This window comes from Rathayibacter sp. AY1F4 (assembly GCF_002931775.1).
GTDB lineage: Bacteria > Actinomycetota > Actinomycetes > Actinomycetales > Microbacteriaceae > Rathayibacter.
Map to the genome: position 1 here is coordinate 47,004 of NZ_PSVE01000002.1, position 15,184 is coordinate 62,187.

A 15,184-nucleotide genomic window follows, 5' to 3' on the forward strand; every position below is an offset into this window, starting at 1 on the left:
TTACTTACGGCCTGGTAAGTCTTTATCGTGTGCCCAGACCGCTCCGAGCGGGAACTCGATGAGGAGAACCATGAAACCGAGAATCGTGATCGCCGCCGCGGCGATCGCAGCGCTGGCCTCGGCCGGACTGACGACGGGCGCCCTCGCCACGTCCGCCGTCGCAGCCCCCTCCGGTACCACCGTGTCGGTCACTCAGACCGCACTCGCGGCCGACCGACTCGCCACCAAGACCGCGACCACCTTCGGCAGCCTCAACGGCGCCGTCCCCGACATCCGCGTCGACGCCGCTCAGCAGCACCAGGCCATTGACGGCTTCGGCGCCACCTTCAACGAGGCGGGCTGGGACGTGCTCAACCGCCCGAGCGTCAGCGCCGCGCAGCGCGGCGCCGTGATGGACCAGCTCTTCGACCCCGGTACCGGAGCGGGCTTCTCGATCGCCCGCACCTCGATCGGGTCCAACGACTTCGCGCTGGACCACTACTCCTACGACGAGACGGACGGCGACTTCGGCCTGAACGACTTCTCGGTCGCGCGGGACCAGCAGTACCTGATCCCCTACATCAAGGCCGCCCAGGCTTCCGCCGGCGGACCCTTCCGCCTCATGGCCTCGCCGTGGACCGCGCCCTCCTGGCTCAAGAACAACAAGTCCCTCCTCGGGAAGCCGACCGCTTCCGGCGACGCCTCCCTCGTCGCCCCGTCCGTCGATCCCCGCTACTACCAGGCCTACGCCGACTACTTCGCGAAGTACGTCGCCGCCTACAAGCAGCAGGGGATCGACGTCACCGACGTCTCGGTGCAGAACGAGCCCGAGAACCCCGCGTCGTTCGAGGCGACTCTCTGGACCGACTCGCAGATGGCGCAGTTCGTCGGCTCCTACCTCGGCCCCACCTTCGCCGCACAGAGCACCGGAACGAAGATCCGCGTCTACGAGCACAACCAGGACCACTGGTACTACCCGTCCAACGTCCTCAACGACCCGGCCGTGAAGCCGTACGCCTCCGGCGCGGACTTCCACCCCTACGAGTGCGACTTCGGGCAGAACTACTGCTCCGACGCCAACCTCGACCTCTTCGCCCAGGCCAGCCCGGGGTACTCCTCCTGGATGAGCGAGCACACCGACCTCGGCCAGGCGGAGCCCACCAACTACATCCGCGATGAGAAGTGGGCGAAGGAGATCGTCAAGCAGATCAACCACGGTCAGAGCGCGTACATCTACTGGAACATGGTGCTCGACCAGAACGGCGGGCCGGTCACCGACCTCTCGGCTCCGCAGGAGCCCCTCGTCGAGGTGGACACCAGTGGATCCGCGGCGACGGTCTCGTACATGCCCAAGTTCTACGAGCTGGCGCAGTTCTCGAAGTTCGTGAAGCCCGGCGCGCACCGCATCGGCGCCGAGGGCGGACTGACCGGCGACGACGTCGCTCAGACCGCGTTCGAGAACCCCGACGGAAGCCGCGTGCTCGTCGTCGTGAACAGCGGACCCGCCACGACGGCGACCGTCGGCGAGGGAACCACCGGCTTCACCGCGAAGCTGCAGGCCCACTCGACCTCGACCTACACCTGGGCCGGGGCGAAGAGCAGCTACGCGCTCTCGCCCGGAGCGACCGCCGGCTACAGCGACATCGCCTCCGAGCACTTCACCGGCGACTCCGGGCTCGTCTCCGGCGGCGCCACAGCGCAGGTCGCGGGCGACATCGCGAACACGGCCGACGACACGCTCTACCGCACCACCCGCACCGGCGCCGTCTCGTACGCGCTGCCGGTCCCGAACGGCCGCTACCGCGTCTCCCTCCTCCTCAGCGAGAACGCGGGGACCGCTGCCGGGCAGAACGTCTTCGACGTGACAGCGGAGGGAGGGACCGCGTTCAGCGGCGTCGATCCCTTCGCGGCCGGATCCGGTGCCCGCAGCGCCTCCACGGCGAGCGCCGTCGTCGCCGTCTCCGACGGCACGCTGAACCTCGCGACCGTCGCGCGACAGGGTACGCCCTCGCTCGCCGGCGTCCGCGTCTCCCCGCTGCCCGCGACCGGCGACGCGCACCGCTCGACCGTGACCGGCGGCCTCGCCTCCGGCTACAGCACGAACGCGGGAGTGCTCCCCGGCGTGGTCTTCGCCCAGGACTACAACGACGGCGGCTCCGGCGTCGGCTACTCGATCGCCCAACCGCAGAGCACGACGAGCGGCTACCGCCCCGACGCGGTGAACCTGGCGACCAGCACGGACACCACCTACGGGGGCGGCGAGGCCGTCGTCGGGCTCGCCACGGGCGACCGCATGAACTACACGGTGGACGTCGTCGCCGGCGGCCGCTACGACCTCGCGCTGCGGCTCCGGACCACGAACAACCTCACCGGCGGGGCGAGCATCCTGCTCGACGGGCAGCCGCTCGCGACCCTCCCGGCATCCACCACCGCGGGAGCCTGGGCCGACCGGTCCGTCTCCGGAGTCACTCTTCCGGCGGGCACCCACACCCTCACCGTGGTCGCGAGCGGACTCATCGACCTGCGCACTCTCACCGCGTCGCGCATCACCGACATCACCGCCGGCAGCACCATCGAGGCGGAGGACTGGGCGGCCGGTGGCGAGGGAACGGGCTACCACGACACCACGGCGGGCAACGGGAACACGACGTACCGCGGCCTGCCGCTCGTCGGCTACTACCGCGGCGGCGACGTCGACCTCGAGTCCTCGTCGGTCGAGTCCTCGCAGGGCGACAACTTCGACGTCGGCGGGACCGACGACGGGGAGTGGCTCCGCTACGACGTGCACGCCGACAGCGCCGGGGCGTTCGACATCAGCGCCCGCGTCGCCAGCGGCTTCGACTCGGGAGTGATCGCCTACGCGCTCGACGACCGGTCGAACATCGTCAGCCCCGCGGACACCACGATCCCGAACACGAACGGCTGGCAGACCTGGCGCACCCAGGTCGTGCAGAACGTGCCGATCCCCGCAGGGACGCACGCGCTCTACGTCCTGGTGAAGAAGGGCGGCTTCAACCTGGACCGCCTCACCGTCGTCCCGACCGGGATGGGCTGGGCCACGACGGTCGGCTTCGGCAGCTCCTACGCGGCCGGTCCCGGCGTCTCGACCTTCACCGACCAGAACGCTCGCCAGTTCATCAAGAGCGGCGGAGTAGACCGCGGCGCCTGCCAGCGCTCCCGCTGGAACCAGGTGCAGTACCTCGCCGACCGCTTCGGGCAGCGCGACACCTTCTACGACGCGTCCTGCCCCTCCGACACCAGCCAGTCCATCGCGACGTCGACCGGTCAGGGCGACGAGCTCGCCGAGGCCGCGACCGGCTACGCCGCGAACCCGTGGCGCGGAGCGGGAGCGCTCGGCTGGGGGACGAAGACGGTGACCGTCTCGGTCGGCGGCAACGACGTCTACTCCGGCACGAACTCCGCTGGCAAGAGGTACGAGGGCACGGTGACCGGAGCGATGTACGCCTGCGACAGGACGACCTCGTGCGTCGACGGCAACGGCGTCCCGAACTGGAACGGAACGAAGGGCGGAACTCGGAAGGGCGACATCACCGTTGCGGCGATGAAGGCGAACCTCAAGCCGATCGTCGAGCAGATCCTCGCCGCCACGAAGAAGGACGGCACCTCGTCGGTGCAGATCCGGTTCATCAGCTACCCGTCGGTGTTCGGCAGGCCGGGGACCTCGGTCTCCTGCTCCGGCGCGGCATCGGGCAGCGATCCCGCCTGGAGCTACACCGCGGCGGAGTCGACGTATCTGCAGAACCTGCTCGACACGCTGACCACCACCGAGGCCTCCACGCTCACCGCGATCTCGAGCGACCTCGGGCTCCCCGCCGGTCAGCTGCGGCTCGTCGACATCCGCTCGCAGTCCGAGGACCACGGGATCTGCCAGCCGCAGAGCACGCGCTGGATCGCGCAGCCCTACGGCGACTCGTCCGCGGCGGGCATCCACCCGAACCTCTCGATGTTCGCGATGGAGGCGCGCCAGGTCAGTCTCTCCTCGCCCCAGGGCTGAGCCGGTCGGAGGGGAGCCCGGCTCCCCTCCACCGGTCCCCCGCCGACAACGCGGAAGTCGTCGCACTCACACTCGAGTGCGACGACTTCTGCGTTCTCGCGAGCGGTGCCCGTCAGGCCGTCGGCGTCCAGATCCGCATCGTCGACGGCCCGCGGTTCGCCCAGCGGTGGTACGGCCGGAACTCCGCCTCGAAGCGGCGCCCCTCCTCCACCGGCACGGAACCGTAGGGCCAGCCGGGAGCCGCCTCCCGCGCCACGAGGGACACGCGCGCTCCCTCCGCCGTCACGACCGGCGGCACCGAGGCGTCGACCGCGATGTGCTCGGTGTCCAGGCCCTCGGGCAGGTCGAGCGACTCGATCGCGAGCACGAACGGCCCGCGCTCGAGGGCGACCTGGCCGCGCACCGCGTCGATCCGGGGGTGCGGGGCGACGAAGCGGGCCGTCATCGGCAGCGAGAGCCGCACGGTGTCGCCGGCGGAGAACGCCCGGCGGACGGTGACGGTCGGCGTCGAGACCGGCTCGCCGTCGAGCAGCGCCGAGCCCCGCGCGAACGGCGGCACCCGCAGCGTCAGCGCGAACTCCGCGTCCTCGAGGATCCGCACGACGATCTCGCCGTCGGCCGGGTACTCCGTCTCGACGCGCAGCGCGACGCCTCCGGTGCGCACCTCGTACGCGCCGTACTGGTGGAGTTGCACCCCGTCGTCGGTGGCGGTCGCGAAGCCGAGCTCGACGCTCGCGAGGGTGCGGGCGGTGTTGGTCGGGCAGCACGAGACCCAGAACCAGGGCGCGCGGAGGCTGGACTGCGCGCGGTCGGTCTCGCGCGACTCGTCCGGCGCCACTCCGTCGACGCGCTGCTGCAGCGTGTTCGTGTAGAAGAAGGCGCGGCCGTCGTCGCGGGTGGCGGGGAGCACCGCGTTCAGCAGCGTCCGCTCCATCAGGTCCGCGTAGCGGGGCTCGTTGGAGCCGAGCAGGAGCCGCCAGCTGAGCATCGTGGAGCCGATCGCCGCGCAGGTCTCGGCGTAGGCGCGGTCCGGCGGCAGCTCGTAGTCCGCGCCGAACGCCTCGTCCTGGTGGTGCGAGCCCATCCCGCCCGTGACGTAGGTGCGCCGCTCGACGGTCGCCTCCCACTGGCGGCGGACCGCCTCCTCCAGCTCGGCGTCGCCGGTCTCGACCGCGACATCGAGAGCCCCGGAGGCGAGGTAGAGGGCCCGCACCGCGTGGCCGCGCAGCACCTCCGCGTCGCGCACGGGCACGTCGTCCTGGAAGTACTCGGCGCCGAACGCGATCGGCTTCAGCGTCCCCGTCCCGCGCCGCTCCACGAAGAGGCGGGCCAGCTCGAGGTAGCGCTCCTCCCCCGTCGCCCTCGCCAGCTCGGCGAGGGCCGGCTCGATCTCGGGGTGGCCGCACACGGCGACCCTCCCCTCGGGCCCGAATTCGCGGTGCACGTGGTCGGCGAGGCGCCGGGCGACCTGCGGCAGGAGGTCGTCGTGACCGGTGCGCAGCCGCGCCACGGCGGCCTGGATCAGGTGCCCGAAGCTGTACAGCTCGTGGCCCCACTCCAGGTCGGAGTAGCGCGCACGCTGGCCGGGCCGGCCGAAGCTCGTGTGCAGGTACCCGTCCGGGTCCTGGGCGGAGGCGACCCGCGCGACGAGGTCGTCGTACCGCTCCTGCAGCCCGGTGTCGTCGCTCCGGCCGAGCTCCCAGGCCATGGCCTCGAGGAGCTTGTAGACCTCGGAGTCCACGAACTCGATGCCCGCGTGCGCGTCGCCGCCCTCGGCGGACGAGATCGAGCCGTCGGCCGCGCGGTCGAAGTTGCCGGCCCAGCCGACGCGCTCGATCCACGAGCGGCAGTGCTCGATGACGGCGGAGGAGTTGAGGTCCTGGTAGTGCTTCCAGAAGCCGCCGGTGAGGCGGATCTCGTCCTGGCGGAGCGGCCGGAGCACGCTCCGCGAGGGGGCGACCGGGCCGCCGAGGGCGGTGGCGGTGGGGGCGGTGAGGGTCACGGTGTCTCCTTGGAGGGACGGGTCAGTCCTTGACGGCGCCGGCGGTGACTCCCGCCGAGACGTACCGCTGGGCGACGACGAGGAGGACGGCGGCCGGGAGCGAGGCGACCACGGCGGTCGCCATGATCGAGTTCCACTCCTGGTTGTTGTTGCCGATGTACTTGTAGATGCCGAGGGTGATCGGCTGGAGCTTCCCGCCGCTGTCGAGCGTCGAGGCGAAGATGAAGTCCGACCAGGCCCAGAGGAACGCGAACAGCGAGACGGTGACGACGGAGTTGCGGCTGATCGGCATGATCACCGAGGTGAAGGTGCGCCAGGCGCTCGCTCCGTCCATCCGGGCCGCCTGGGTGAGCTCGTCGGGGATCCCCGACATGAAGGCCGTGAAGATCAGCACGCCGAACGGCACCGCGATGGTGGAGTCGGCCACGATCAGGCCCGGGATCGAGTTGAGCAGCCCCAGGTTGAGGTAGATGGCGTAGAAGCCCATCGCCATGATGATCGCCGGGATCATCTGCGCGATCAGCAGCACGAACGAGAGGGCCTGCCCGCCGCGGGGCCGCAGCTTCGCCAGCGAGTAGGCGGCGGGAGCGGCGATCGCCACGGTGAGCAGCACGGTGCCGAGGCCGACGACGAGGCTCGTGCCCAGGTAGGGCAGCTGCTCGCTCAGCACCGCCTGGTAGCCGGTGAACGTGGGCGAGAACGGGAACCAGTCCGGCGGATCCTTCCGCATCGAGCCGGTCGGAGTGAGGGAGACGTTGATCATCCAGTAGACGGGGAACAGCATGACCGCCGTGAGGGCGATCCCGACCACCGTCAGGTACCAGGGGCGGCGCGCGGTCACGAGTCGGCCTGCTTCCGCTGGACGCGGATGTACACGAGACCGAAGACGAGGGCCAGGATGATCAGCAGGTTGCCGACGGCCGCGGCCGGTCCGAAGTCGGGCAGCATCGAGCCGAAGCCGAGCTGGTACGTCCAGGTGGCGAGCGTGGTCGAGGAGTCGGCGGGGCCGCCCTTCGTCATGATCCAGATGATGTCGAACACCTTCAGCGTGTAGACGAGGCCGAGCAGGATCGTGATCGCCGACACCGGGCGCAGCAGCGGCAGCGTGATCCGCCAGAACTGCTGGGCGCCGGTCGCGCCGTCGAGCGAGGCCGCCTCGTAGAGGTCCTGCGAGATGTTCTGCAGGCCGGAGTAGAGGATCACCAGGTTGAACGGGATGCCGATCCAGATGTTCGCGATCAGGACCGCGATCAGCGAGGTGGTCGGCGAGGTGAGCCAGTTGATCTGGCCGATCCCGAAGGACTCCAGGAACGCGTTCACGATGCCGGAGTCGCTGTTGAGCATCCACGACCAGGTCGAGGCCGAGACGATCAGCGGCAGGAGCCACGGCACCAGGAACAGCGCCCGGAGCGTGCTCGCCAGCGGGAAGCGGCGGTAGAAGAACACGGCGAGCGCCAGCCCCAGCGTGAACTGGAAGAGGAGCGAGACGCCGGTGAAGACCGCCGTGTGCAGCAGCGCCGGGCCGAAGGTCGCGTCCTGGAACACCTGGACGTAGTTGTCGAACCAGACGAAGGGCGCGTTCCCCTGCACGAACGAGCGGACCGTGTAGTCCTTCAGGCTCAGCTCGAGGTTGCGGTACAGCGGGAACGCGTAGAAGACGAGCAGGTAGGCGACGAGTGGGGCGAGGAACGCCCACGCGACCAGGCGGCCGCCTTCGGGTCGCCAGCGGCGCCGACGGCTCTCGGCGGCCGGGGCGGGCGGGGCCGGCGGCTCGGTGCCGCGCCGCAGAAGGCGGGCGGTCTCGGTGGCAGTGGTCATGGTCTCTCCCGTCCCCCCGGCCGGTGCGCGGAGCACCGGCCGGAAGGACCTCGTTCGGGGAGCGGGAGCCCCCGGTCGTCCTACTTCGTGGCGGATTCGGCGGCCGACTGGGCGGCCTTCAGGGCGTCCTCGGGAGACTGCGAGCCGCTGAGCACGGTCTGCACCGCGCCCCACAGCTGCTCCGAGATCTTCGGGTACTTCGTGCCGAGATCGTCCGAGGTGCGGCCCTTCGCGGCCTGCACGGCGGTGACCCACGGCTCGAGGTCGGCGTTGCCGGCGACCTGCTCCTGCTGCGCCTCGGCCGTCGGCGCGATGTACGAGAGCGTGTTGTCGGTCGTGACCAGGCTCTCCGTCGAGGTCAGGCACTCGGCGATCTTCTTCGAGGTCTCGTAGCGCGCCGTGTCCGACTGCACCGGGAGGGTGAGGAACTCGCCTCCGGTCGGTGCGGGGGCCGCTCCGCCGTCCTTCGACGGGATGGTCAGGACGCCGTAGTCGATGCCCGAGGCCTTCGCGTTGGCCAGCTGCCAGGTGCCGTTCTCGCCGAACGCGTACTCGCCGGTCTCGAACTCCTGCCAGCTCGTGGTCTGCGTGTTGCCGATCACGGAGTTGGGCGCGTAGCCCTTCTGCAGCCAGTCGCTCCAGAGCGAGACGGCGTCGACCGCGGCGGGCGAGTCGAGGTCGGTCAGCTCGGCGCCGGAGCCCCAGAACCACGGCAGGAACTGGAAGGTCCCCTCCTCCGTGCCGATGCCGGAGAACGTGATGCCCTTGCCGCCGGAGGCGGTGACCTTCTCGAGCGCGTCGGTCAGCCCGGCCCAGTCGGTGATGGAGGCGGCGTCCACGCCGGCCTTCTCGAGCACGGCCTTGTTGTAGTACAGCGCGAGCGTGTTGGCGCCGATCGGCACGCCGAAGGTGTCGCTGCCGGTCTGGCCGGCCGCGAGGATGTTCGCGTCGATCCCGTCGGTGGAGAGCCCGGACTCGGCGGTCGTGGTCAGGATGCCCGACTCCGCGAGCGTCGAGACCACGGGGTTGTCGACGAGCAGGAGGTCGGGCGAGTTGCCCTGCTGGCCGGCGAGCAGCGCCTTGTTGGTCAGGTCGGTGGTGTCGTAGCCGGTGCGCTCGACGGTGACGCCGGCCTCGGTCCCGCAGGAGTCGATGAGCTTCGCCCAGTCGGACGACTCGTCGAACTGGGGGTACGGGTCCCAGAACGTGTAGCTGCCTCCCGCGGCGGAGCCGGAGTCGCCCCCGGTGCCGCTCGCGCAGCCGGTCAGTGCGGCCGCGGCCGTTCCCAGCAGGACGGCGGCGGCGAGGCCCCGAGCGTGCTTCCTCGTCTTCACGGATGATCCCTTCGTCGTTGACGGATTCCTCGGCAGTCGTCCCGATCGTCTGCGCCGGGCCGAAACTACTTTCTGTCGGGTAAACCTAGGCAGAGCACGTCAGTCCGTCAAGAGATGCGACCTTTTCGGTCTTTTCGGCTTTTACGCCGAGTCGTGCGAGGATCATCGCGGCGGCCCGTCGGGCCCGGAACGGAGACGCGGTGCCACCACGCAAGCCCACCGGCACCATCACGCTCACCGACGTGGCGGCCGCCGCCGGCGTCTCGATCGCCACCGCCTCCAAGGCGCTCAACGGCCGCGACCAGGTGCGCGCCGAGACCCGCCAGCGCGTGCTGGACGCCGCCGAGGCCCTCTCCTTCACCCCGAACCCGTTCGCGCAGGCCCTCAACTCCCGGCGCACGGGCACCATCGGGATGCTCACCAACGATCTCGACAACCGCTTCGTGCTCCCCGTGCTGCTCGGCGCCGAGGACGCGTTCGGCGCCGGATCGACGTCGGTGCTCCTCTGCGACGCCCGCGGCGACTCGATCCGCGAGCAGCACCACATCAAGAACCTGCTCGCCAAGCGCGTCGACGGGATCGTGGTGCTCGGCCGGACGACGAACCCGCGCCCCTCGATCACCCGCACCATCCCGGTGCCGGTCGTCTACGCCTACGCGCCCTCGGAGGATCCGCGCGACTCCTCCTTCACGCCCGACAACGTGCAGGCCGGCGTCCTCGCCGCCCGCCACCTGATCGAGCGCGGACGGACGAGGATCGCCCTCGTCAACGGCGAGCCGAGCTACACCGCCGCGCACGACCGCGCCCGGGGCGTCGAGCAGGCGCTGACGGAGGCGGGGCTGCCGCTGGTCGGCGGCGGCGTCCTCTTCGGGCAGTGGTCCGAGAGCTGGGGGCGCCAGTGCGCCGAGACGCTGCTGCGCGCGCATCCGGACCTCGACGCGATCATCTGCGCGAGCGACCAGATCGCCCGCGGCACCCTCGACCACCTGCGCGAGACCGGCCGGCGGGTGCCGCAGGACGTGGCCGTCGTCGGCTTCGACAACTGGGACCTCCTCGTCGAGGCCGCCCGCCCGCCGCTCTCGAGCATCGACATGATGCTCGACACGCTCGGCCGCGCCGCCGCGGAGGAGCTCTCGAACGCGATCCACGGACGTCCGACCGCGGGCGTGCAGGCCATGCCCGTCCGCTTCGTGCCGCGGGAGTCCTCCGGCTGACGCCTCCACCCTCCGCGAGAACGCGGAAGCCGTCGCACTCGAGCTCCAGAACGACGACTCCTGCGTTCTCGCGACCTGCCGACCCGGGCTCGCGGGATCGGATGTTGACGCCGCGCTCTCGGATGTGTACTTTCCAGTTATACGAATAACCGAGATCACGAGGAGGTGGGTCATGGCCGGACGGACGGCGACGATGAGGCAGGTCGCGGAGCGCGCCGGCGTCTCCCAGGCCACCGTGTCCCTCGTGCTCAACAACGCTCCCGGCAACCGCGTCACCGAGGCCACCCGAGCCCGCGTGATGGAGGCGGTCGAGGATCTCGGCTACCGCACCAACGCCTTCGCGAAGTCGCTCCGCAGCGGGCAGTCGGGGATGATCGGCTTCGTCTCGGACGAGGTCGCCAGCTCCCCCTTCGCCGGCCGCCTGCTGAAGGGCGCGCAGATGCGGGCCTGGGAGAGCGGCCACATCATCCTCAGCGTCGACACCTTCGGCGAGCGCGCCCTCGAGGAGTCGGCGATCGACATGATGCTGTCGTACCGCGTGCTCGGCGTCATCTACGCCTCGATGTACCACCGCGTCGTCGCGGTGCCGGAGGCGCTGGGCGACGTGCCCACCGTGGTCGTGAACGCCCAGTCCGCCGGCGGGCGCTTCTCCAGCGTCTTCCCGGACGAGGAGGAGGGCGGGTACACCGCCACCCGCCAGCTGACGGGCGCCGGCCACCGCCGCATCGCCTACATCGACATCCAGCCCGCCGACAGCGACCTCCCTGCGGGTGTCGGACGGCGGGCGGGCTACCGCCGCGCCCTCGAGGAGGCGGGCCTCACCGTGGACCCACGCCTCGTCCGGCACGGCTCCGGCGGCACCGTCGAGGACGGCCTCGCGCTCACCGCGGAGCTCCTCGACGAGGCCGATGCCCCCACCGCGATCTTCTGCGGCAACGACCGCACCGCCTGGGGCGCCTACCGGGCTCTCGAGGCGCGCGGCCTCCGCGTGCCCGAGGACTGCTCCATCGTCGGCTTCGACGACCAGGAGACCCTCGCCTCCTACCTCGACCCCGGCCTCACGACCGTCGCGCTCCCCCACGAGCGCATGGCCCGCGATGCCGTCTCCCTCCTCCTCGCGGAACCGCGCGAGGAGCCCCGACCCCATCCCATCCATTGCTCACCGGTCCTCCGCGGATCGGTGACGAGTGCAGAGGTGCGCGCATGACGACGATGAAGTCCGCCCCCGGGATCCCCCGGCCACGGCGCCTCCTGAGCCCGAGGCAGCGCCTCGGCTCCGCTGCGAGGCGCGCCCTGCGCTCCTGGCAGTTATACGTACTACTGACTCCGGCGCTCGTCTTCGTGGCGCTGTTCAAGTACTGGCCGATGTACGGCGCCCAGATCGCCTTCCGCGACTACAACCCGTCGCTCGGCTTCTCGGGCAGCCCGTGGGTGGGCCTGGACAACTTCACCCGCTTCGTCTCGTCGTTCCAGTTCGGGCGCCTGATCGAGAACACCCTGACGGTGAACGCACTGGGGCTGCTCATCGCCTTCCCGGTGCCGATCGTGCTCGCGCTGATCGTCAACCAGCTGCAGAGCGAGCGGTTCAAGAAGTTCACGCAGACGGTGCTCTACTCGCCGTCCTTCATCTCGGTCGTCGTGGTCGTAGGCATGATTCACCTGCTCTTCTCGCCGCGGTCGGGGATCGTGAACAGCGCGATCGTCGCCCTCGGGGGAGAGCCGGTGTTCTTCATGGGCTCGCCGGACTGGTTCCGGCCCCTCTACATCGGCTCCGACATCTGGCAGAACGCCGGATTCTCGATGATCGTCTACCTCGCCGCCCTCACCGCGATCGACCCGGCTCTGCACGAGGCCGCCCGCGTCGACGGAGCGAGCAAGTGGCAGCGGATCCGCCACATCGACATCCCGGGCATCCTGCCGGTGATCACGATCCTGTTCATCCTGGCGATCGGCAATCTCTTCAACCTCGGATTCGAGAAGGTCCTGCTCATGCAGACCGACCTCAACCTCCCGACCTCCGAGGTGATCCAGACCTACGTCTACAAGGCGGGGCTGCAGCAGGCGCAGTTCAGCTACTCGGCCGCCATCGGCCTCTTCAACTCCCTGATCAACCTCGTCCTGCTGGCGACCTTCAACCAGGTCGCCCGCCGTGCGGGCCAATCGAGCCTCTGGTGACGACGCCATGACACAGACCATCCACCCCGACCGCGCCGTCCGCGGGCCGTCGGCACCGACTCCCCCTCGCCGCACCGCGCCGGCGAAGCGCACCGGACGGTACGCGGACCCCGTGTTCAACACGATCGCGATCGCCGTCCTGCTCCTGGCGATCGTCGCGATCGTCTACCCGATGTACTTCATCGTGATCGCCTCGTTCAGCGAGCCGTCGCAGATCCTCAACGGGAACGTCTGGCTCTGGCCGGCCGGCTTCACGCTCGAGGGCTACGGGCGGATCTTCTCGGACGGCGCGATCTGGCAGGGCTTCGGCAACTCGGTCCTGTACACGGTCGTCGGCACCGCGATCAGCGTCAGCACGATCCTCTGCGCGGCCTACGCCCTGTCGAGGAAGGACCTCTACGGGCGGACCGTCTTCCTCCTGATCTTCATCCTCACGATGTTCATCGACGGAGGCCTGATCGCCCGCTACCTGGTGGTGCGCGACCTCGGGATGCTGGACACGATCTGGGCCGTGGTCCTGCCCGGCGCGGTCGGGGTCTGGAACCTGATCATCGCCCGCGCCTTCTTCGAGAACAACGTGCCGGGCGAGCTGCGCGACGCCGCTCAGATGGACGGCGCGAGCGACTTCCGCTTCTTCTTCAGCATCGTCCTGCCGCTGTCGAAGCCACTGATCTTCCTCATGATCATGATCCACCTCGTGGCCAACTGGAACGCCTTCTTCGACGCCCTGATCTACCTCGACGACGAGAGCAAGTACCCGCTCCAGCTGGTGCTGCGCAACGTCCTGATCCAGTCCGAGGTCACCTCCGCAGGCGGCTCCGGAGCGATGGACTCCTACGCCGCCGCCCAGCGCCTGGGCGAGCTGATCAAGTACGGAATGATCGTCGTCTCGACGATCCCCCTCTTGATCGTCCTGCCCTTCATGCAGAAGCACTTCACCAAGGGCGCCCTTCTCGGCGCCGTGAAGAGCTGACCCTCCACCCCTCCCGCACCACCCTTTCGACAAGAGGAACACGAACGATGAGACACCGCAGTTTCTTCACCACCACCGCACTCGCCCTCTCCGGCGGACTGCTCCTGGCCGGCTGCACGACAGGCGGCGGGAACGACCCCGTCCAGGACCGCTCGAGCGAGGTCGGCTTCAACGAGACCGGCCTGCCGATCGTCGACGACACGCTGTCGCTGACCTTCGGCGGCACCAAGTCCGCCCTGTCCCCCGACTACTCCTCGATGCAGCTCGTGCAGCAGTGGGAGGAGGACACCAACATCTCGATCGACTGGAAGAACCTCCCGGAGCAGGTCTACGCCGAGAAGAAGAACCTCCTCCTCGCCAGCGACGACGTGCCGAACGTGCTGTTCAACTCGGGCCTCACCGACGCCGAGATCGTGCAGTACGGCGAGAACGGCACGCTCCTCCCGCTCGAGGACCTGATCGAGGAGCACGCGCCGACCCTCTCCGCGATCCTCGAGGACCGGCCCGACATCCGCGCCGCGCTCACCGCCTCGGACGGCCACATCTACACGCTGCCCTCGGTCGAGGAGCTCGGGATCCTCCAGTACCCGAACTTCCTCTTCATCAACACCGCCTGGCTCGACGCACTCGGCCTCCCGATGCCGACGACGATCGAGGAGTACCGGGCCGCGCTCGAGGCCTTCAGGACCGGCGACCCCAACGGCAACGGCAAGGCCGACGAGATCCCGCTGTCCTTCCGCACCGACTCGTTCTGCGGCAACCCGCACGACCTGATCGCGGCGCTCGGCGGGCAGCCGGAGAACAACGACCACCGCATCGTGGTCGACGGGAAGGTGCAGTTCACGGCCGACACCGACGGCTACAAGCAGGGCGTCGAGGCGCTCTCCGACTGGTACGCCGACGGGCTCATCGACCCCGAGTCGTTCTCGCAGGACGACGTCGCCTTCCTCTCCAAGGGCAAGGCCGACACCCCGGTCCTCGGCTCCTTCTTCTGGTGGGAGGCGAAGGAGATGGTCGGCGAGGACCGCCTCGGCGACTACGCGATCCTCGGTGTGCTCGAGGGCGTCGACGGCGAGAAGCGCGCCAGCGTCACCAGCAACCAGGAGATCAACCGCGGCGCGATGGCGATCACCCGCTCCAACGAGTACCCCGCCGCCACGATGCGCTGGGCCGACCGCCTCTTCGACCCCGAGATGAGCGCCCAGAGCAGCTGGGGACCCCTCGGCGTGACCCTCCAGAAGGACGAGGCCACCGGCCTCCTCGTGCAGATCCCCGCCGCCGCCGGCGAGGCCGAGGGCGAGCGCCGCCAGAAGGTCGCCCCGGGCGGCCCGAAGATCACCACCGAGAAGGACTTCGAGACCGTCGTGGCCCCCGAGCCGCGCGCGAAGGAGCGCCAGGACCTGGTGAAGGAGTACTACCTCCCCTACAAGGCGAACGACGCCTACCCGCCGGTGATGCTCTCGAACGACGAGCTCGACCGCGTCTCGTACGCGCTGACCGACATCAACACCCTGGTGAAGGAGAAGTTCGCCGCCTGGATCGTCAACGGGACCGTCGACAGCGAGTGGGACTCCTACGTCTCGCAGCTGGAGTCGATGGGCGCCTCCGACGTGACCGCGACGTACCAGCAGGCCTACGACCGCTTCCAGAACGGCGGCGAGTAGTCCCCGGGGC

General features: G+C 69.8%; 10 protein-coding genes. 6 read left to right on the forward strand and 4 right to left on the reverse strand.

Translation table 11 applies throughout. From position 1 onward, the window contains the following. Window positions 1-70: 70 nt before the first annotated feature. Window positions 71-3,994 carry a carbohydrate-binding protein gene (locus C5C59_RS01195; protein ID WP_181134793.1) on the forward strand — a complete coding sequence of 1,308 codons (3,924 nt, stop codon included), beginning with the start codon at window positions 71-73 and terminating at the stop codon, window positions 3,992-3,994. 112 nt (window positions 3,995-4,106) lie between these two features. Here the strand turns inward: C5C59_RS01195 and C5C59_RS01200 are convergent, their stop codons facing one another. The 4 genes from C5C59_RS01200 to C5C59_RS01215 all read right to left on the reverse strand — a co-directional run bounded on the left by C5C59_RS01200 (window position 4,107) and on the right by C5C59_RS01215 (window position 9,148). Next, window positions 4,107-5,996 (reverse strand): glycoside hydrolase family 127 protein, encoded by a 1,890-nt coding sequence (locus tag C5C59_RS01200; RefSeq protein ID WP_104237751.1) that lies wholly within the window; start codon window positions 5,994-5,996, stop codon window positions 4,107-4,109. Between the two features lie 22 nt (window positions 5,997-6,018). Next, window positions 6,019-6,837, reverse strand: a complete 819-nt coding sequence (locus tag C5C59_RS01205; RefSeq protein ID WP_104222699.1) for a carbohydrate ABC transporter permease — start codon at window positions 6,835-6,837, stop codon at window positions 6,019-6,021. Next, window positions 6,834-7,814: a carbohydrate ABC transporter permease gene (locus C5C59_RS01210; RefSeq protein WP_104225802.1), complete on the reverse strand. Its 981-nt coding sequence runs from the start codon at window positions 7,812-7,814 to the stop codon at window positions 6,834-6,836. The genes C5C59_RS01205 and C5C59_RS01210 overlap by 4 nt, the downstream gene beginning before the upstream one ends. A gap of 80 nt (window positions 7,815-7,894) precedes the next feature. Continuing rightward, window positions 7,895-9,148 (reverse strand): extracellular solute-binding protein, encoded by a 1,254-nt coding sequence (locus tag C5C59_RS01215; RefSeq protein WP_104237752.1) that lies wholly within the window; start codon window positions 9,146-9,148, stop codon window positions 7,895-7,897. A gap of 200 nt (window positions 9,149-9,348) precedes the next feature. Here C5C59_RS01215 and C5C59_RS01220 point away from each other — a divergent pair, with 200 nt between their 5' ends. From C5C59_RS01220 to C5C59_RS01240, 5 genes are all read left to right on the forward strand, one after another. Next, window positions 9,349-10,362: a LacI family DNA-binding transcriptional regulator gene (locus tag C5C59_RS01220; protein ID WP_104237753.1), complete on the forward strand. Its 1,014-nt coding sequence runs from the start codon at window positions 9,349-9,351 to the stop codon at window positions 10,360-10,362. Window positions 10,363-10,534: 172 nt separating this feature from the next. Then, window positions 10,535-11,569 carry a LacI family DNA-binding transcriptional regulator gene (locus C5C59_RS01225; RefSeq protein WP_104237754.1) on the forward strand — a complete coding sequence of 345 codons (1,035 nt, stop codon included), beginning with the start codon at window positions 10,535-10,537 and terminating at the stop codon, window positions 11,567-11,569. Continuing rightward, entirely contained in the window at window positions 11,566-12,537 is a 972-nt protein-coding gene (locus tag C5C59_RS01230) for a sugar ABC transporter permease (RefSeq protein WP_244229528.1), read from the forward strand. Before C5C59_RS01225 ends, C5C59_RS01230 begins: the two co-directional genes overlap by 4 nt. Before the next feature lie 7 nt (window positions 12,538-12,544). Beyond that, window positions 12,545-13,510 carry a carbohydrate ABC transporter permease gene (locus C5C59_RS01235; protein ID WP_104237755.1) on the forward strand — a complete coding sequence of 322 codons (966 nt, stop codon included), beginning with the start codon at window positions 12,545-12,547 and terminating at the stop codon, window positions 13,508-13,510. A gap of 47 nt (window positions 13,511-13,557) precedes the next feature. Next, a complete protein-coding gene (locus C5C59_RS01240; protein ID WP_104237756.1) occupies window positions 13,558-15,174 on the forward strand; it encodes an ABC transporter substrate-binding protein in 1,617 nt (538 codons plus the stop codon). Window positions 15,175-15,184 lie beyond the last annotated feature (10 nt).

Bases quoted from the DNA above. Each gene is read 5' to 3' on its own strand.
- C5C59_RS01210 (WP_104225802.1), bottom strand. From the start codon at position 7,814: ATGACCACTGCCACCGAGACCGCCCGCCTTCTGCGGCGCGGCACCGAG.
- C5C59_RS01195 (WP_181134793.1), top strand. From the start codon at position 71: ATGAAACCGAGAATCGTGATCGCCGCCGCGGCGATCGCAGCGCTGGCC.
- C5C59_RS01230 (WP_244229528.1), top strand. From the start codon at position 11,566: ATGACGACGATGAAGTCCGCCCCCGGGATCCCCCGGCCACGGCGCCTC.
- C5C59_RS01225 (WP_104237754.1), top strand. From the start codon at position 10,535: ATGGCCGGACGGACGGCGACGATGAGGCAGGTCGCGGAGCGCGCCGGC.
- C5C59_RS01235 (WP_104237755.1), top strand. From the start codon at position 12,545: ATGACACAGACCATCCACCCCGACCGCGCCGTCCGCGGGCCGTCGGCA.
- C5C59_RS01240 (WP_104237756.1), top strand. From the start codon at position 13,558: ATGAGACACCGCAGTTTCTTCACCACCACCGCACTCGCCCTCTCCGGC.